The organism is Haemophilus influenzae (assembly GCF_003494325.1).
Lineage (GTDB): Bacteria > Pseudomonadota > Gammaproteobacteria > Enterobacterales > Pasteurellaceae > Haemophilus > Haemophilus influenzae_I.
Map to the genome: position 1 here is coordinate 115,652 of NZ_QQIK01000001.1, position 18,685 is coordinate 134,336.

An 18,685-nucleotide genomic window follows, 5' to 3' on the forward strand; every position below is an offset into this window, starting at 1 on the left:
ATGAAATGGATTAAAAAAGGCACCTTCAGTGGCAAACAATACCGCGATGACGTTTCACGAAAAATTTCGTGGGGTCATTGGTTTGCCTTTTTTAATATCATTGTTGCTATTCTTATTGGCGCACGTTATGCCTTTATCATTGACTGGCCAGATACTCTCGCAGGAAAACTTTATTTCTTTGTGAGTTTGCTCGGGCATTTCAGTTTCAACGTTTTTGCGTTGTACTTACTCGTTGTCTTTCCTCTGAGTTTCATTGTTAAAAATCACCGCACTTTTCGCGGATTAACCGTGATTTTTTCCACGATTTGTACAACCTTATTGTTATTTGATACCGCCGTTTTCAATCGTTTTAATCTGCATTTATCCTCTGTTGTATGGAATTTGCTGGTCAATCCAGAAAATGGTGAAATGTCACGCGATTGGCAAATTTTCTTTGCACCAATGCCAATAATTTTACTGGCACAAATGTTATTTTCTCGCTGGAGTTGGGAAAAATTACGTAGTCTTGAACGCCAAAAATGGCTAAAAGGCACTGGTATATTCTTAACCACAACGTTCATTGCGACACATTTAATTTATGCTTGGGCAGATGCTTATTTGTATCGTCCGATCACTATGCAACGCTCTAATTTCCCTTTATCTTATCCAATGACAGCTCGTTCTTTTTTAGAAAAACACGGTTTCTTGGATGGGGAAGAATATACGCAAAAATTGGCGCAAGAAGGTCGTTTAGATGCCTTAAAAATTGATTATCCGAAAAAAGAACTCACTTACGCACCAATTACGCACAAACCTAATATTCTGCTCGTAACGGTTTCGGGTTTACGCCATGATGCGATTTCTAATGAAAAGATGCCAAAACTTGCTAAATTTGCAACAAGCTCAACGGAATTTACTAATCATTACAGCACAGGCAATAGTAATAACGCAGGCTTAATTGGGTTATTTTACGGGCTAAATGCAAATTACACCGATAGCATTTTAAGCAATCATACCCAATCTGTTTTAATCGAAAAATTACGTGCTGAAAATTATCAATTGGGTTTATTTTCTGCTACGAATTTCAAAGATAGCATCTTCCGCCAAGCATTATTTCGTGAAATAAAACTTTCATCGAATAAAACCAACAAACCAAATAATGAAAGTGCGGTAAAAAATCTTAATGATTTTATTAAAGCACAAAAAACTGACTCACCTTGGTTTGCTTATTTGGATTTAGCCTTGGAGGCTAAAAACCCATCAGATTATGACCGCACTTTGCAAGACATTGATTCTCTTTTAGCAAAAGCGTTAGAAAGTACACCGCTTGAAAATACATTAGTCATCATCACGTCAGAGCATGGTTTAACCTTTAATGAAATGAATCAAAAAGAGCGAGAAAACTACTTTGGGCGTGATGAAATTCAAGTGCCATTGCTTGTATATTGGAAAGATTTACCCGTAGGTAAACAAAATGGATTAAGTAATCATGCGGATATTTTCTCTGCGTTAATGCAGACAGTATTCCGTGTAGAAAACCCGTTGATGGATTATAGTCAGGGACGCAATCTCTTTGATCTTAAGGGGGATGACTGGGTACTTGCCTCTAATTTCCTCTGGAATGTGGTGATTCAACCTGATGGAACACAATATCACATTGATCGCAAAGGGAATTACAAAAAATTCGATAAAGATTATATCGAGCAATCTTCAGACAGACCGCCACTTGGAATCTTCTTAGAAGCCTTCCAATTACAAAATTTCTTCTTTGAAAAATAATCTATAAGTGCACAAAAGAATGGATTTTTTGCCCTTAAGTCTTTATACTCACGCCTCAGTTTAAGACTGAAAAATGTTATTAATGAAAATCCGTGAGTTTTTCATAACATTATCATAATGCTTCTCGCCGTACTTACAGTACCTTTCAATTAATATACATTCTCGTCTTTTTATCCTTTCTTTTTTACGGAGTTTGTATGAAAAGCCATGTTCGTAGTTTTAAAACCTATATTCGCGATGAAATTATCAAAAAAGGCGGGTGGGTAAATGCCCATGCTCATGCTGACCGCGCTTTTACGATGACGCCAGAGAAAATTGGGATTTATCATAGTAGTAATTTGCAACAAAAATGGGATTTAGTGGATGAAGTAAAACGCACTTCCAGTGTTGATGATTATTACGCACGTTTTTGCCAATCTATTGAATTAATGATATCCCAAGGTGTAACCGCATTTGGTACTTTTGTCGATATAGACCCAATTTGTGAAGATCGTGCAATTATTGCCGCACACAAAGCCCGCGAAGTGTATAAACATGACATTATTTTAAAATTTGCCAATCAAACTTTAAAAGGGGTAATCGAACCCACTGCGCGCAAATGGTTTGATATTGGTGCAGAAATGGTAGATATGATTGGCGGCTTACCATATCGTGATGAATTGGATTATGGACGTGGCTTAGAAGCGATGGATATCTTGTTAGATAAGGCCAAATCTCTTGGAATTATGTGTCATGTACATGTAGACCAATTCAACAATCCAAGTGAAAAAGAAACCGAGCAACTTTGCGACAAAACCATTGAACACGGAATGGAGGGGCGAGTTGTAGGTATCCATGGTATTTCCATTGGCTCACATTCAAAAGAATATCGCTACAAACTTTACGAAAAAATGCGTAAAGCCAAAATGATGATGATAGCCTGTCCGATGGCATGGATTGACAGTAATCGCAAAGAAGATCTTATGCCATTCCACAATGCGCTCACGCCAGCAGATGAAATGATTCCCGAAGGTATCACTGTTGCCCTAGGCACAGATAATATTTGTGATTACATGGTTCCTCTATGTGAAGGCGATTTATGGCAAGAATTAAGCCTATTAGCTGCGGGTTGCCGTTTCCCTCACTTAGATGAAATGGTCAATATCGCAAGTATTAACGGTCGTAAAGTGTTAGGACTAGAGCTAATTTAGTTGCGTATGGTGGGTTTAAGCCAGCTAGTTACCATAACTATTTAAAACCCAGAAAAACGCGTAAAAGTGAAAGAATTGATTGCGATATTTGGTGCTCGTAAATAATAAAAATAAACCGCACTTTTGTTAGTGTTCGGTTAGATGACTGTTTTCTTTAAATCATCTAGCGTATTAAAATTCTCGAAATTTCCTTCTTTTTTCGTGAATTTTACTGAAATCCCGCCATTTTCTTTCATAAATTGTAAAAGGCGTCGTTCACCCGATGCTAAATAGTGTCGCAATTTTTCCTTTAGCTGAACGGACATTAAACAAAAAACGGGATGTTCACGTTCTTCATCGCAAGCATACGCAATTAAAGTGCGGTCATTTTTAACCGCACTTTTGAGTTTATCTAAAAGATTCATAGGAAAAAAAGGCGTATCACAAGGTGTAAAAAGGATAAAGTCACTTTTTGTCTTTTCTAGAGCTGTTAGCATGCCACTTAATGGCCCTTGAAAATCGGGCAGTTCATCGGAGAAAACAGGAAAGCCAAATTTTGCATATTCTGTTTGATTTCGGTTAGCGTTAATTGAAATCTGATGAATTTGTGGTTGTAAGCGATTAATAACATGTTCAATTAAAGATTGTTTACCTAAAATCTGTAATCCTTTATCTTGCCCGCCCATTCTACGAGCCTTGCCACCTGCCAAAATTACCGCGCTTATTGTAATTGTCATATTTTAATCTATCATTATTTCAAGTATCATTTGCCTATTTTTTACGATTAAAAAGGAAATAGCAATGAAATGTAAGCGTTTAAATGAAGTTTTGGAACTTTTACAGTTTTATTGGTCTAAAGACTCGGATTTGAGCTTAATGGAAATTTTGCAAAAAATTGCCAATGAATCAGGTTTCCAAAAACCATTAAATGAATTAACTGATGAAGTGATTATTTATCAGTTAAAAATGGATGGTACAGATAAATATGAGCCAATTCCAGGTCTCAAAAAAGATTACGAAGAAGATTTTAAAACCGCATTGCTCCGTGCTCGCGGTATCATTAAATAAGAGGAAAGAAATGAAAAAAGTATTACTTGCGTTAGGTTTAGGTGTCAGCACGCTTATGTCTGTAAATAGTTTTGCCGCAGATTTACAAGAAGGCAAACAATATGTTCAAGTGAGTCAACAGGCTTCACAGCAAAAAGAAGTGATTGAGTTTTTCTCATTCTATTGCCCGCATTGTTACGCCTTTGAAATGGAATACAAAATTCCACAACAAGTCGTAGATGCTTTACCAAAAGATGTGAAATTTAAACAATATCATGTAAATTTCTTAGGTCATCAATCTGAAAACTTAACACGTGCTTGGGCGTTAGCAATGGCATTAGGTGCAGAAAGTAAAGTAAAATCACCATTATTTGAAGCGGCTCAAAAGGATGCTTTGAAATCAATGGATGATATTCGAGCTATCTTCTTATCGAATGGCATAACCGCCGAGCAATTTGATGGTGGCATTAATAGTTTTGCAGTAAATGGTTTAGTTAATAAACAAGTGAATGCCGCAGAACAATTTAAAGTGCGTGGCGTACCTGATTTTTATGTAAATGGAAAATTCCGTGTAAACCCTGAAGGGTTAAATTACGATGATTTCGTGAAAGATTATGTGCAAACCGTAAAAGGTTTATTGCAAAAATAACGAAAAATTGGTTTAATGCGAGCCCTATTTTGTAAATATTAATGAAAGAAGAGAGAATATTATGGCTGCAAGTTTTAGCGTAACGCGTCGTTTCTTTGACGACAAAAACTACCCACGTGGTTTTTCCCGTCACGGTGATTACACAATTAAAGAATCACAGGTGCTTGAGCAATATGGTCAAGCGTTCAAAGCATTAGACTTAGGGGAACGTGAGCCAGCGACTAAAGAAGAAAAAGATTTCGTCGCATTTTGCCGTGGTGAGCGTGCAGCAGAGACTTTCTTTGAAAAAACTTGGAATAAATATCGTACTCGTATTAACACTAAAAAACGTGTTTACACCTTATCTAGTGATGTGAGTGAAGCTGCCTCTGGCGGTGAAGATTATTCCGGCGAATAAGATACGTTAAATAAGGCAGGCGGAAGTCTGCCTTTTGTTTTTGAATAGCTTGTGAAATCACGCGTAATTCACGGCTGATAACTTTATTCTCCTATCTTTGTATGAACGATTTGTCTTCATACACCCTATGAATACTAATTTCTATGCAATTACCGATTTCTCAATACAACGAACTGCTACAAAAAAAACTTGAAAAATTAACCGCACTTTTACACCCTTTTAATGCACCCGATATTCAAGTTTTTGACTCTCCAACAAGTCATTATCGCATGCGTGCGGAGTTTCGTATTTGGCACGAACAAGATGATTTTTACCATATTATGTTTGATCAAGCGACGCTGCAGCGTTATCGCGTGGATGAATTTCCAATCGCCAGCATGCTAATTAATCGTATGATGCAAACCTTATTACCTTTGTTAAAACAACAAGAAGTGCTACACAAAAAATTATTCCAAATTGATTACCTTAGCACCTTGAGTAATAAGATTATTGTGAGCTTGCTTTATCATAAAACACTCACTGAAGAATGGGAAAGTGCGGCTAAAAATCTAAAAGATTTACTCGAAAAGCAAGATTTTGATGTGCAAATAATCGGGCGTGCAAGTAAACAAAAAATCTGTTTTGAGCAAGATTATGTGGACGAAGTTTTACCTGTGAATGGCAGAAATTATGTCTATCGCCAAGTCGAGAATAGTTTTACCCAGCCAAACGCAACGGTAAACTGCAAAATGCTTGAATGGGCAATTGATTGTACCCAAAATAGCGAAGGTGATTTATTAGAACTTTACTGCGGAAACGGTAATTTTTCTATCGCACTTGCACAAAATTTCCGTAAGGTATTGGCAACAGAAATCGCCAAACCTTCCGTAGCCGCCGCACAATTTAATATTGCTGAAAATAAAGTGGATAATTTACAAATTATTCGTATGTCGGCAGAGGAATTTACGCAGGCAATGAATGGGGTTAGAGCCTTTAACCGCTTGAAAGGAATTGATTTAAAATCTTATGAATGTAATACCATTTTTGTCGATCCACCTCGCGCGGGGCTTGATCCTGATACAGTGAAACTTGTACAAAATTACGATCGCATTTTGTATATTTCCTGTAATCCACATACGCAGTGTGATAATCTTGTTGAACTTTCAAAAACGCACCGCATTGAAAAAGCGGCGTTATTTGACCAATTCCCTTACACTGACCACATGGAAAGCGGCGTATGGCTCATTCGCAAGTAGGAATTCAGCTGATTTCTGAATCGACAGAAAAAACATTAGCAGAATTGACCGCACTTTGTGCTGAATACAACATTATTCATAATGAAAAGAGCCCACTTGCGCTTGTTCAAACCGATGAACGTTTAGAACTTCGTAAATTAGATGAACCTAAACTTAGAGCTGTTTATGTTGATTTTATTGGTGGCACAATGGCTCACCGTCGTAAATTCGGTGGTGGACGTGGAGAAGCCGTAGCGAAAGCAGTAGGGATTAAAGGTTCGGCATTGCCAACGGTTATTGATGCAACAGCTGGTCTAGGACGTGATGCCTTTGTGTTAGCCGCAATTGGCTGCCAAGTTCGTTTAGTAGAACGCCATCCTGTTGTTTTTTTACTTCTGCAAGATGGTTTAAATCGTGCTTATCAAGATGAGGAAATCGGCGAGATATTGCAACAAAATTTGCGCTTGCTGAATGTTCACCATATTAATGAACTTGATCCTAATAGCGATTATGCCGATGTGGTTTATCTCGATCCAATGTATCCGCATAAACAAAAATCTGCACTAGTAAAAAAGGAAATGCGTGTATTCCAGCATTTAGTCGGGGCTGATTTAGATGCCGATGAATTGCTTTTACCTGCACTACAATTAGCTAAAAAACGTGTGGTCGTGAAGCGTCCTGACTATGCGGAATTTCTTTGTGGAAAACAACCGCACTTTAGCCGTGAAACGAAAAATCATCGCTTTGATATTTATATGGGAGCATCACAATGCTAAGAGAAAGTGCCGTTGTTATTAGCTATGAAAATGGCATTGCCAAAGTGAAATGCCAATCCCAAAGTGCCTGTGGCCAATGTGCAGCTAAAAACAGTTGTGGAACATCAAGCCTTTCCGAATTAAACGGTAAACGTGGCGAGCATATTTTTAATGTGGAAACATTAATGCCATTACGCGAAGGTCAAATTGTTGAAATTGGATTAGAAGAAAAGTCGATGTTGTTGTCGGCATTATTGATGTATGTTGTACCGCTTTTGACCTTATTGATTGTGACTATGTTGTCCGATTACATAAGCGATAATGAAATTCTGCGTGCAATTTTAATCTTCGGATTAACCGCACTTTCTTTCATATTTGTAAAATCTTATAGCAGAAAATTAGGGCAACAAACAGAGTTTCAGCCTGTTTTATTGCGCATATTATCTTAAGTTTTTTATTCGCTTTTTATTATTTCTGCGATTTAGATCGCAAACTATAAAGCTAGTTATTTAAATTACCCATTGAAAAAAAGCTCTTTAGAGGCTTGGTCAAAACTTAGTGATGATGTGGCAAAAGTTGCTATTCTAGCAATGCCTGTTATACTTTATGGCGAGCAACCGCTTTTCCTAAAAGGATGAAATATTAGTTTTTTGCTCATTATTGCTTATGCTTGCCTTGTGATGAGCGTAAATTTCGTCTCTTAGTGGAGGGAAAATAATATGTGGCTTACTATAGGGCTTGGCATTGTTGCTCTTCTTGCTATTGGCGAACTTATTTTTGCCAATTATGTAGCAAAACATTCTTAATTTATTAACCCCGATCTTTCGGGGTTTTCCGTATCTAAAGTGCGGTGATTTTTAAGGTTATTTTTATGAACAATCAGATTCCTTTACTTGGAATTACCGGTTATAGCGGTAGTGGTAAAACAACATTATTAGAAAAACTTCTCCCAGAACTGATCGCTCGTCACATTCGCGTTTCAGTGATTAAACATAGCCATCACAATATGCAAGTTGATAAAGAAGGAAAAGATAGCTGGCGTATGAAAGAGGCGGGTTCTTCTCAAGTCATTTTAGCGAATGATGAACGCTGGGCGATTATGACGGAAACGCCAAAACCTGTTTCATTGGATTATTTAGCGCAACAATTTGACCGCACTTTAACAGATTTAGTGTTGGTGGAAGGCTTTAAACAAGAGCCAATTCCAAAGATTTTGCTCCATCGTCAAGAAATGACAAAACCTTTACCCGAAATTGACGAATATGTGCTCGCAGTTGCAACGAATTATTCCCTTGAAATTGACCGCACTTTGTTGGATATTAACCGCATTCCGCAAATTGCCGATTTTATTGAAAATTGGTTGCACCATTTTCACGGAGCACGATGACTACTGAATCCAATGCCTATCGCGGTTTAGCTTGGGTAGCAGCAATGGCACTTTTTATGCAAAGCCTCGATGCGACCATTCTAAATACAGCTTTACCCGCGATATCTTCCGATTTACATAAACCCGCCTTTGAAATGCAAATGGCGATCATCGCTTATTCTTTAGCTGTTGCATTATTTATTCCTCTTACCGCTTGGGCTGCGGCAAAATTTGGGACATTAACCGTTTTTCGTGGTGCAGTTTTCACGTTTATTTTAGGTTCAGTTGCTTGTGCCGCGGCCTCTAATTTAGAGAGCCTTATTTTAGCCCGAGTGATTCAGGGGATAGGCGGTGCCTTTATGATGCCCGTTGCGCGTTTAGCTATTATTCAAGCTGTCCCCAAACAACAATTAGTGAATGCTTGGAATTTAATGGCAACTGCAGGTTTGATTGGGCCAATTCTAGGGCCTATTTTAGGTGGATGGTTAGTCATTCACGCCAGTTGGCACTGGATTTTTTTAATTAATATTCCAATTGGTGCGCTAGGAATTTTGGCATCGGGCAGCGTGATGAATAATATCAAGGGCGAGGCAGAGAAATTAGATTGGACAGGTTTTTTACTCTTTGCATTGGGGTTAGTTGGTATTACGCTTGGTTTGGATTTACTCGGAGAAAGTCAGCATAATTCAAGTGTAACTTATAGCATATTAGTTGTTGGTATTCTGTTACTCGTAACTTATTGTGGCTATGCTAAAAACAATGAAAATGCCATTTTACCTTTATCCCTTTTCCGCACTCGTACATTCAGATTAAGCATTATTGCCAATATTTTTATTCGATTATCTGCATCTGGCGTTCCCTTTTTATTGCCTTTGATGTTCCAATTATCTTTCGGTTACAGTGCTGAAATGTCTGGCTGGCTATTAGCACCGATTGCGTTAATTTCTGTGATGTTGAAAATATTAATTGGACGAATTTTAAATCGTTGGGGTTATAAAACCACGTTAATTTCATCCGCACTTTTGATGGCAGGTTCTGTGATTTCAATGGCTTGGTTAGATAAACAAAGTTCTCTAACTTGGATTATTTGTAATCTTATGTGGTATGGGGCTTGTATGTCGATAATTTTCACTTCAATTAATACGCTGGCTGTAGGCGATCTTTCAAAACAACAGTCTGGCACAGGCTCTACCGTATTAAGTATTGTACAGCAAGTTGGGATTGGATTTGGTATTGCAGTGTCATCAATAATCTTAAATCTTTATCGAAATTTCTTTAGCGCAAGTGATGGCTTACAACAGGCATTCAGCTATACTTTTTTAACCTCATCACTTTTTGTAATCGCCCTTGTTTGGTCGCTTATGAAATTACACAAAAATGATGGCGATCATTTACGAAAAATGCCTTAGATTAATTTGTTATAATCCATAGAATTTTTTTATTTAAAAAAAGGGAAATTTGCTTATATCTTATTGATATTTCTTGTTGGTGGAGATAGCTCCATCGTTTAACCATAAATGGTGGGGCATTCCCTGCCTAACATTGAGGTATGCTTATGAAACTAAAAGCAACATTAACTCTCGCCGCTGCAACTCTTGTTTTGGCAGCTTGTGATCAATCTAGCTCGGCAAATAAATCTACCGCTCAAACTGAAGCAAAATCCTCGTCAAATAATACTTTCGTTTATTGCACAGCGAAAGCTCCATTGGGATTTAGCCCTGCGTTAATAATTGAAGGTACTTCTTATAATGCAAGCTCACAACAAGTGTATAACCGCTTAGTTGAATTTAAAAAAGGCTCAACAGATATTGAACCGGCTTTAGCTGAAAGCTGGGAAATTAGCGATGATGGTTTAAGTTATACTTTTCATTTAAGAAAGGGTGTTAAATTCCATACAACAAAAGAATTTACCCCGACACGTGATTTTAATGCAGATGATGTTGTATTTTCATTCCAACGTCAGTTAGATCCAAATCATCCATATCACAATGTATCTAAGGGGACTTATCCATATTTTAAAGCAATGAAATTCCCTGAATTGTTGAAATCAGTGGAGAAAGTAGACGATAACACAATTCGTATTACCTTAAACAAGACAGATGCGACTTTCTTGGCTAGTCTTGGTATGGATTTTATTTCTATTTATTCTGCAGAATATGCTGATTCAATGCTGAAAGCGGGTAAACCAGAAACGCTTGATAGTCGCCCAGTGGGGACAGGCCCTTTTGTTTTTGTGGATTATAAAACAGATCAAGCCATACAATATGTTGCGAATGAAAATTATTGGAAAGGTAGAACACCTTTAGATCGTTTAGTCATTAGCATTGTGCCTGATGCAACAACACGTTATGCAAAATTACAGGCGGGTACTTGCGATTTAATTTTATTCCCAAATGTAGCGGATTTAGCCAAAATGAAAACCGATCCAAAAGTACAACTTTTGGAACAAAAAGGTTTGAACGTAGCGTATATCGCATTCAATACCGAAAAAGCACCGTTTGATAATGTCAAAGTGCGCCAAGCGTTGAATTACGCAGTGGATAAAAAAGCGATTATTGAAGCGGTTTATCAAGGCGCAGGAACATCAGCTAAAAACCCACTTCCTCCAACAATTTGGAGTTATAATGATGAAATCCAAGATTATCCGTACGATCCAGAAAAAGCAAAACAACTTTTAGCAGAAGCGGGTTATCCAAATGGTTTTGAAACTGATTTCTGGATTCAACCTGTTATTCGTGCTTCTAATCCAAATCCAAAACGTATGGCTGAATTAATTATGGCGGATTGGGCGAAAATTGGTGTAAAAACTAACCCAGTGACTTATGAATGGGCTGATTATAGAAAACGAGCAAAAGAGGGAGAATTAACTGCGGGTATCTTTGGTTGGTCTGGCGACAATGGCGATCCTGATAATTTCTTATCCCCATTATTAGGTAGCTCAAATATAGGTAATTCTAATATGGCACGTTTCAATAATTCAGAATTTGATGCTTTACTCAATGAGGCTATTGGATTAACCAATAAGGAAGAACGTGCGAAACTTTATAAACAAGCTCAAGTTATTGTCCATAATCAAGCACCTTGGATTCCAGTTGCCCACTCTGTTGGTTTTGCGCCACTTAGTCCTCGCGTAAAAGGTTATGTACAAAGCCCATTTGGCTATGACGCTTTTTATGGTGTGAGTGTTGATGGTAAATAATTCATATTGATTTACTTATTTTAAGCCCTTATTTATAAGGGCTTTTTATTTATCAAGGATTATTCTGTAAAAAATATGTTAAATAACTTTAACTTGAGTATAATGCTCAGCATTATTTCTATCGGATATGATTCCGTAGAATAATAAAAATTAATTGTTAATATAAGGAACAAAAATGGATTTCAATCGAATTATCACTCATATGAATGATCATCATCAAGATGATATGGCTGCCCTTTGTAAAAAATTTGGTGGCGAAAAGGAAATCACAGATGTGACATTAATTAATGTAGATTTTGCTGGTTTAGATTTTAAATATAATGGTGGCAAAACATTACGTGTGGAATTTCCACAACAAGCTGACGCAGGTTCAATTAAACAAGCAATCATCAATCTTTGTGTAGAAAATAAACCAGTTGCAAATTACGATCGTATCAAGGCTAAAATTGATGAATTTCGTCAAGAGTTTAAAAGCTGTGTGCTTTCTACTTTAGATAAAGATGGCTTACCGATGGCGTCTTATGCACCAATTATTTTCTTTGATGGAAAATATTATATTTATATCAGTGCCATTGCAGAGCATTATGAGAATTTAAAACGCAATCCAAATCAAGTAGAAGTGATGTTTTTAGAAGATGAAAACAAAGCGAAGTCAATTATTGTGCGTACTCGCTTACGTTATAAAGCAAGTGCACGTTTTATTCCTCGTGAAGATCCAATTGTTGAAAAAGTCTTAGATAAATTAGCCGAAACTATGAATGATGTAGGCGGAATCAAAACAATTCGTGAATTTACTGATTTTGATTTAGTTGAACTTACATTTGGAACAGGTCGTTTTGTAAGAGGTTTTGGCCAAGCTTATTTGATTGATGCTAATGGGGAAATTTCTCATATTGGTGTCAAAGGTAATCCACATGAAAAAGAGATAGCATAAAATAACTAGTATTTTCTCATGAAATAATATGGAATGATTTTCATACATAAAGTTAAGAAATACCTGTTTATTAATTTATATAATAAACAGGTATTTATATAAGATTATATGGCATATCCTACATTTAAGAAAATTACCTTTTATTGTATGTAGCTTTGTAAGTAAGGTATTTTATTTTGCTCCCGCGGAAAACTCGAATCCCCAGCCGTAATATTGGCTACAATCTGCATGTCCATTAAAGAAGTTAATGTCTTTACGAACTGACATCTGAGAATCATCAAAGTCAATGCTTGCAATCGCACAGAATGTGTGAGGATCAGTTTGTTTCCCCATTTCAACAACGATTTCAGGCTGGTTAGGCACTTTAACGGTTACCACTGCATCAGACTCGGCCCATTTAGCAGCCCCCTCATAAATGAAACAATAGATAACCACACGACGTAGATCTCTGATACCTTTTGGGTTGACTAAAATATTTTCACCTTCGGCTGAGCTGCCATTCCGATCATCTCCACAATGCCATACCCAAGGCGCTTGGCTATAACATCCTTGGCGTGTTAGACGTTCTCTTGACCCACCACGACCTTGGGAAAATTGCAAACCGTCAATAAGTGAAGCTGTTCCGTCTTGTAACTCCCAGTAACATCCAAGATCTAAGTCAATCTCTTTATTTGAACCAAATAAGCTACTGAAGAAACCAGAGGGTTTTTGTTGAGTCCAATTTAAGTTAATAGTAATTTGCTGATCTGTTGATTTCGATAAATCAATTTTATGCGAATCACCTTTTTTTTCTAAAGTAATTTTATTTAATGAAACCATTTTTCACTCCAATTAACCTACATTTACACCATACTGTTGGCAAAGTGAATATAATCCCCCTGCATATCCTTGACCAATTGCACGAAATTTCCATTCACCGTTATGACGATAAATTTCACCAAACACCATTACTGTTTCGGTGCTGTAATCTTCAGAAAGATCAAAACGAACAATTTCATCACTAGTATCATTATTAACAATACGTACGAATGCATTGCTGACTTGACCAAAATTTTGACGACGAGCTTCTGCATCGTGAATAGTTACAGTAATAAAAAGTGATTTGATATTACTTTCTACTTTGTCTAAGCGAACTATCACGCTTTCATCATCACCATCTCCATCACCGGTGAGGTTATCGCCAGTATGCTCTACACCACCACAAGGTGAAACTAATTGATTATAGAAAATAAAATGTCTATCAGAAGGCACTTTACCATTTTCTGTTGCCATAAATACACTTGCGTCTAAGTCAAAGTCTTGCCCATCAGTTGAACGAGCATCCCACCCTAAACCAACCAACACATTTTTTAAGCTCGGATCGGTTTTACTTAATGAAACGTTTTGACCTTTGGTTAATGAAATTGCCATATTATAATTCTCCAGTTGTTATTAGGTTAATAAATCTTATGCACCAGTCATTTGAACAACGATAAGTCGTCCGCCTTCGCCTTTTTTCAAAAGAATTTTGGCGCCTTCCTCGAGTTTCACTTTTCCACCAATAGGAATAGATTGTTTCGTATTGACATCTACCATATCAGTCAGATTTTCGTTCACAAGCCACCAATTTCCTTGATGTAACACGAAATAGCCAATGCGTTTAGCATCTTCAGCTTTCAATTTTTCATTAGGAAATATTCGGTTGTCAGCGTGCCATTTAAAAAGTGATTGCCCGCTGTAGACCATAATTCTGTGATTATCAGGGCGATAACTGCCATTTGGTGCAGCAGAATATAAATTTAACACGGGCAATTTACCTTGATGTGCAGTGCAACAAAACGGACATTTGGGCGATTTAGAATTATCAAAAGCATACCATTTCTGTTCACAATTAGCGCCTTGACAAGGCTGAAGCAAATCTACTGTTTTTACTAATGCCTGTTCCCATTCATCTGCTGTCGGGCGAGCAATAGGATTATGCAAGCCGTCAATAAAAGCTCGTTTAAATAATTCGCTTAAATAAGGGCCAGTAATGGTATAAGGCATTTTTTGTGTGTCTTTCCAAGGCTGTTCGCTAGGTTTAACATTCCCTACTTTTATACGATTAGAATGATCAGTTGGGTGTTCAATGAATAACGCCTTTTCTCCCATTCCTAATTCTTCATCACGCTGGCTATCATTCATATCAAAGACTTTATCTCCCCGAAGTGGATGGCGATAAAGTAAATACATATAAATCAAAACAGCTAATGCGTGTAGATCGGTGGTTCGACTTGGTAATTTACGTTTCGGATCACTTTTGTCTAAATGTTGAGTTGCCACTACTTCAGGTGCAATAAAATCAGGTGTTCCCACCACTGTTGGTGGATGTTTCCCCGGCACAACTAAGCCGTCAATATCAATTAAACTCGCTTGACCCGTTGTTGGATCGATTAAGCAGTTTTTGTAACCTAAGTCACTATGACTTAATCCGGCCATATGCATACGGCGAACGGCACGAGCCAGCATCAAGCAGACTTTCAAATGCAACATCCAATCGCCTAACTCTCGCGAGTCAAGAAACTTATTGCGATTAGATGCACTGGCGAACCATTTACCATCTTTATCTTTGCCTTTAATGCCCAACATATCGTTATTACAGCTACCATATTGGAAGAAAAAGCAATCACGATAAAAAGGGCTCACCACACCAAGTTTTCCTTGATATTCCACTACGGCGGTAGGCCAGCAGAATAATTTTTTAAGATATTCGCCCCCTTCTTGATTAAAGATTTTCTCGCGATATGTGCCAGTGATCATTTCTAACCGCTCTTTTGTGGCAAGATCGGCTGGTTCTCGGAAGAAAGCAACAACATAATCTTTATTAGGTGAGAACATCACATCTTTCATTCCACCTTGAGCCTTGATTTCATCAACAAATTGAATGGTTTCACCATTTGTTGCAGTGAGCGTAATAACCTTACTCATTACTCAGCTCCTTTTGAACTTGCACATCACTTGCTTTTTGGAGCGTGATTGTTTTTGTTTCATTGTTCTGAGTAATGTTGGTAGTTCTGACTTCTTTATTAGCAAATTCTTGATTATTTTCAGCCACTTGTGGAGCTATTTCATTCACTATTGTTGACTCTTTCTCCAAAATTTCATTATTCGTTGATGTATAAGTCATCGCTTGCCACTCAGACTGCGGAATAAATATCGCTAAAGTGCGATCATCATGTTCTCCTTTTGAGAAGAAATCTAGCCATTCCTCTAAGGCTTTTTCTGGTTGCTCTTTTTGTAATGGTTCACGTAATTCTTGCCAAAATATTTGCCAAGCCTCAAAGGTGTTAAGCTGTACATCACTATGAAATTTAGGATCGGAAACGCCATCTGTCATTAATATCAGGATTGGGGGATAATCACGAATATCTGTATAAATGCGTGAGGTAATTGTTTCCGCATTGGCTTCCGCTAAGGTTAAAAATTGGGTTTCACCTGAATATTGTCCTGAGTCCACTTCACCCAATAATTTAATTTTTTGTATAGCGGGATCAAAGATTGCAGCTGCACCATCTCCCACCCAATAACAAGCAGTGAACCATTTTCCATCAATTAAAGGTAATGTAAACGCAAGCAGTAATGTGCAAGAAAGAGATTTCTGTTCAATAACATAATCTTTTGCCGCTGTTTCTTGTGCAAGATAAGCGGCTTGAACCGCTTCTTTAAACATCACTTTGGTAATATAAGCGAGTTCTTGTTCGTTTTTTTGGGAAAGTTTTTGGTAGTCCTTACCTTCAATATTCAGTAACTCAAAAAATTTATCTTTTGCGGTCTCTACAGCTAGTTTTGAGCCTTGGCGAGAAAATTCTGCACTTCCAGCACCGTCGGCAACAGCAATGAAATGAAATTTTGATTTCTCGTGATAGCCGATAGTAAAATCATCATCGCAGCACGTTCCTTTCATTGCGTGAGTACGTCCGCGCATACGTGCTGCGATTAATTGTCCTAAGTCTGTGGAAATCTGGCTACTTGCACTATCTGGTTTCCAAAAACGGCTATTTTTATCGGAAGGAATGTTCTTCCATAAATATTTCGGATTAGGATTGATAAAAAGGGTTGAGTGTGCTGTATTACCGTCAGTAAGTTGAAAAGTCAGTAAAAATTCACCGCTCTTTATCGGTACACCATCTAATGCTTGCGCTTCTACATTCCAAGCTAATCCAAGGTCCTCTTCGACTTTTAGAGATTGAATTGTAGGAAAATCATTGGTTTTTTGGTAAAAATAAGGTTCATCTTGTTTTGCATTTGGCAATGTAATGATGAGCTCTTTTTTATATACTGGTGTTGTTTCTGTTGGTTGAATGGTCAACATATTATTTTCCAATGATGTTATATTTTTAGCTTCCTGAAAACGTTGCCATATTTCACAAATATGGGATATTAATGTCTGATTTTGACTGGCAAAGGCATCAAGATATTTTTCATCAGCCTGGTTTAACCAGGATTTTATTTTTTCTAATTGTTCGGTTGCATTCATCCCTAGCCCCTTGCACGCGTAATATCAAAATCAGCACCGTCGGCTTCATCATTAAAATACAAGGTTTCATTACAACCAGGGCAGACGACTTCTTTTTCGCCGTTAGCACAGAAAATTTGCCCACAGTTGCACATACACAAACCAAAAGCAGCTCCACAATGGGGACAACCGCCACCACCCCATAATTGTGAAGTAGAAATTTGGCTGTGATTTGGCCGATGATCAGACCAATCTACGTAATCTTTTTCAGCTGGGTAAACACCAACATATTGAAAAATCGCATTATCAAGCGGACTGTTTTCAAGTCGTTCATATTTCATTAAATAAGGCAATTTCACCTTGCTACATTTACCCACGATGATTGCATAATTTTCATCTAAAGCGACCACTTGCTCTTTTTCTTTAATCAAAGAAATCGCACCGCTTTCTAAAATTTCTTTATTCAGTGATATAGGCAATTCCACACCCAGCGAGCGACTTTGACTTAGAATGGAATCCGCAACAGATTCACATAAAGCACGGTAAACTTTTTCTATATCTTCATCATCTAGTCGATAGGTTAAATCACTAATTTCACTTAATGTATCAAGGTTGGCAAATTTACCAATGCCAATATTGATTAGCTTCGCTTTATTTTGAAAATGGTGTTTCCAGCGAGAAATAGCTTGTGCAGGATCATCTGTTGGCGAACCGTCTGACATAATGTAAATCAATGGTTTCCAATCGCCTTTTTTCTCTGGCGTACTACGCACAATATCTTTTTCTAAAGAATCCATTAAATGATTTAGTGCTGCACCAATAGATGTGCCAGAACCAATCGGCAAACGAGGTGGGTAAAAACTCATTAATTCCGTTAATGGTGCAAGCGTACCAGCCGCCCCAGCAAATGCGATCACAGAAAGATAAACAGATTCTAACGCGTAAGGATCACGGCGAAGTTGATTAACCAAGTGGCTAATGCCTTCTTGCATTTGACGAAGATTTTCGCCAGCCATACTTTCGGAGATATCAACAACAAGATAAACAGGTAAACGACGCATAATTTCTCCTAAAATACAACAGTAATTTCATCAGGTGGAGGCGGGAGAGCATTGCTTGTTGAGCCTACACTGACACTGGTTTGAGCAACCGAAGCAGAAACCCATTGGAAGAACTGTGCAAAGCTATTTGCATCCATTGTATCGAGTGATACAACGGTATCCGTTAATTTTTTTAAGATGTTTGGATCCGCTTTGGGACCTGCTGCACAAGCGACAATGTTGCCAAAATTTAAGGCTTTAATTTGTGGAATGGCGAGTTCATAAGCTAATGTATCGGAAGGTTTTCCGTCTGTGAGTAAAATTAAAATCGGTCGCCAATCGCCTTTTTGTTCAGATGTAGCAAGAATACGATTTTTTTTAACCGCTTGTGATATTTCTTCTAACATTTTGCCAAGAAAGGTTGCCCCACTATCAGGGCAACTAATGGTCGGCAATACCACATCTTCAAGTGCGGTTAATGGCAGCACATTTTTTATTTGCATATCAAATGTTGAAATGGAGAGATACACACTTTCTAACGCATAAGGATTCTGTCGTAAGGCGGAAAGCAGTGATTGCAAACCAACATTCACGGCTTCAATTGGTTCGCCTTTCATCGAGCCTGATGTATCAATACAAATATAAGTGAGTAGTCTTCTAGACATATCTACTAACCACCTAAA

19 protein-coding genes and 1 pseudogene are annotated in these 18,685 nt (G+C 37.7%); 13 read left to right on the top strand and 7 right to left on the bottom strand.

Annotated features, from left to right (window positions below):
* Window positions 1-1,758, top strand: a complete 1,758-nt coding sequence (locus DV356_RS00645) for a DUF3413 domain-containing protein (protein ID WP_118806381.1) — start codon at window positions 1-3, stop codon at window positions 1,756-1,758.
* Between the two features lie 197 nt (window positions 1,759-1,955).
* Window positions 1,956-2,948, top strand: a complete 993-nt coding sequence (locus tag DV356_RS00650) for an amidohydrolase family protein (RefSeq protein ID WP_005648312.1) — start codon at window positions 1,956-1,958, stop codon at window positions 2,946-2,948.
* A gap of 137 nt (window positions 2,949-3,085) precedes the next feature.
* Here the strand turns inward: DV356_RS00650 and mobA are convergent, their stop codons facing one another.
* Window positions 3,086-3,664 carry a molybdenum cofactor guanylyltransferase MobA gene (mobA, locus tag DV356_RS00655; protein WP_118806382.1) on the bottom strand — a complete coding sequence of 193 codons (579 nt, stop codon included), beginning with the start codon at window positions 3,662-3,664 and terminating at the stop codon, window positions 3,086-3,088.
* A gap of 64 nt (window positions 3,665-3,728) precedes the next feature.
* Here mobA and DV356_RS00660 point away from each other — a divergent pair, with 64 nt between their 5' ends.
* The 11 genes and pseudogenes from DV356_RS00660 to DV356_RS00710 all read left to right on the top strand — a co-directional run bounded on the left by DV356_RS00660 (window position 3,729) and on the right by DV356_RS00710 (window position 12,488).
* Window positions 3,729-3,995, top strand: a complete 267-nt coding sequence (locus DV356_RS00660; RefSeq protein WP_005648308.1) for a YihD family protein — start codon at window positions 3,729-3,731, stop codon at window positions 3,993-3,995.
* 10 nt (window positions 3,996-4,005) lie between these two features.
* Window positions 4,006-4,623, top strand: a complete 618-nt coding sequence (dsbA, locus tag DV356_RS00665; protein WP_005693196.1) for a thiol:disulfide interchange protein DsbA — start codon at window positions 4,006-4,008, stop codon at window positions 4,621-4,623.
* A 61-nt stretch (window positions 4,624-4,684) separates the two neighbouring features.
* Window positions 4,685-5,020, top strand: coding sequence for a MaoP family protein (locus DV356_RS00670; protein ID WP_005648303.1), 336 nt, complete (start codon window positions 4,685-4,687; stop codon window positions 5,018-5,020).
* Window positions 5,021-5,163: 143 nt separating this feature from the next.
* The gene (gene trmA, locus DV356_RS00675; RefSeq protein ID WP_015701887.1) at window positions 5,164-6,255 is read left to right on the top strand and encodes a tRNA (uridine(54)-C5)-methyltransferase TrmA; all 1,092 of its coding nucleotides are present in this window, start codon (window positions 5,164-5,166) and stop codon (window positions 6,253-6,255) included.
* Window positions 6,237-7,010 (top strand): class I SAM-dependent methyltransferase, encoded by a 774-nt coding sequence (locus tag DV356_RS00680; RefSeq protein WP_012055257.1) that lies wholly within the window; start codon window positions 6,237-6,239, stop codon window positions 7,008-7,010. The genes trmA and DV356_RS00680 overlap by 19 nt, the downstream gene beginning before the upstream one ends.
* Entirely contained in the window at window positions 7,004-7,438 is a 435-nt protein-coding gene (locus tag DV356_RS00685; protein ID WP_005648296.1) for a SoxR reducing system RseC family protein, read from the top strand. The genes DV356_RS00680 and DV356_RS00685 overlap by 7 nt, the downstream gene beginning before the upstream one ends.
* A 71-nt stretch (window positions 7,439-7,509) precedes the next feature.
* Window positions 7,510-7,707 (top strand): annotated as a pseudogene (locus DV356_RS09890) (hypothetical protein).
* A 153-nt stretch (window positions 7,708-7,860) separates the two neighbouring features.
* Window positions 7,861-8,376 carry a molybdopterin-guanine dinucleotide biosynthesis protein MobB gene (mobB, locus tag DV356_RS00695; RefSeq protein ID WP_005648290.1) on the top strand — a complete coding sequence of 172 codons (516 nt, stop codon included), beginning with the start codon at window positions 7,861-7,863 and terminating at the stop codon, window positions 8,374-8,376.
* Window positions 8,373-9,764: an MDR family MFS transporter gene (locus tag DV356_RS00700; protein WP_118806383.1), complete on the top strand. Its 1,392-nt coding sequence runs from the start codon at window positions 8,373-8,375 to the stop codon at window positions 9,762-9,764. The genes mobB and DV356_RS00700 overlap by 4 nt, the downstream gene beginning before the upstream one ends.
* Before the next feature lie 146 nt (window positions 9,765-9,910).
* Window positions 9,911-11,554: an ABC transporter substrate-binding protein gene (locus DV356_RS00705; protein WP_162627493.1), complete on the top strand. Its 1,644-nt coding sequence runs from the start codon at window positions 9,911-9,913 to the stop codon at window positions 11,552-11,554.
* A 175-nt stretch (window positions 11,555-11,729) separates the two neighbouring features.
* Window positions 11,730-12,488, top strand: a complete 759-nt coding sequence (locus DV356_RS00710; protein ID WP_112119006.1) for a HugZ family heme oxygenase — start codon at window positions 11,730-11,732, stop codon at window positions 12,486-12,488.
* Between the two features lie 171 nt (window positions 12,489-12,659).
* On the opposite strand, the gene DV356_RS00715 is transcribed toward DV356_RS00710, so the two are convergent.
* From DV356_RS00715 to DV356_RS00740, 6 genes are read right to left on the bottom strand one after another with little or no spacing between them, the layout of a single operon-like run.
* On the bottom strand, window positions 12,660-13,307 hold the full coding sequence (locus DV356_RS00715) for a hypothetical protein (RefSeq protein WP_005690478.1): 648 nt from the start codon (window positions 13,305-13,307) through the stop codon (window positions 12,660-12,662).
* 12 nt (window positions 13,308-13,319) lie between these two features.
* On the bottom strand, window positions 13,320-13,898 hold the full coding sequence (locus DV356_RS00720) for a TerD family protein (RefSeq protein WP_005660063.1): 579 nt from the start codon (window positions 13,896-13,898) through the stop codon (window positions 13,320-13,322).
* A 36-nt stretch (window positions 13,899-13,934) separates the two neighbouring features.
* Entirely contained in the window at window positions 13,935-15,434 is a 1,500-nt protein-coding gene (locus DV356_RS00725; RefSeq protein ID WP_112119007.1) for a helix-hairpin-helix domain-containing protein, read from the bottom strand.
* Window positions 15,427-16,983 carry a PP2C family serine/threonine-protein phosphatase gene (locus DV356_RS00730; RefSeq protein WP_112119008.1) on the bottom strand — a complete coding sequence of 519 codons (1,557 nt, stop codon included), beginning with the start codon at window positions 16,981-16,983 and terminating at the stop codon, window positions 15,427-15,429. Before DV356_RS00730 ends, DV356_RS00725 begins: the two co-directional genes overlap by 8 nt.
* A gap of 2 nt (window positions 16,984-16,985) precedes the next feature.
* A complete protein-coding gene (locus DV356_RS00735; protein WP_005690491.1) occupies window positions 16,986-18,023 on the bottom strand; it encodes a TerY-C metal binding domain-containing protein in 1,038 nt (345 codons plus the stop codon).
* Between the two features lie 8 nt (window positions 18,024-18,031).
* Entirely contained in the window at window positions 18,032-18,667 is a 636-nt protein-coding gene (locus DV356_RS00740) for a vWA domain-containing protein (RefSeq protein WP_005690492.1), read from the bottom strand.
* Between the last annotated feature and the right edge of the window lie 18 nt (window positions 18,668-18,685).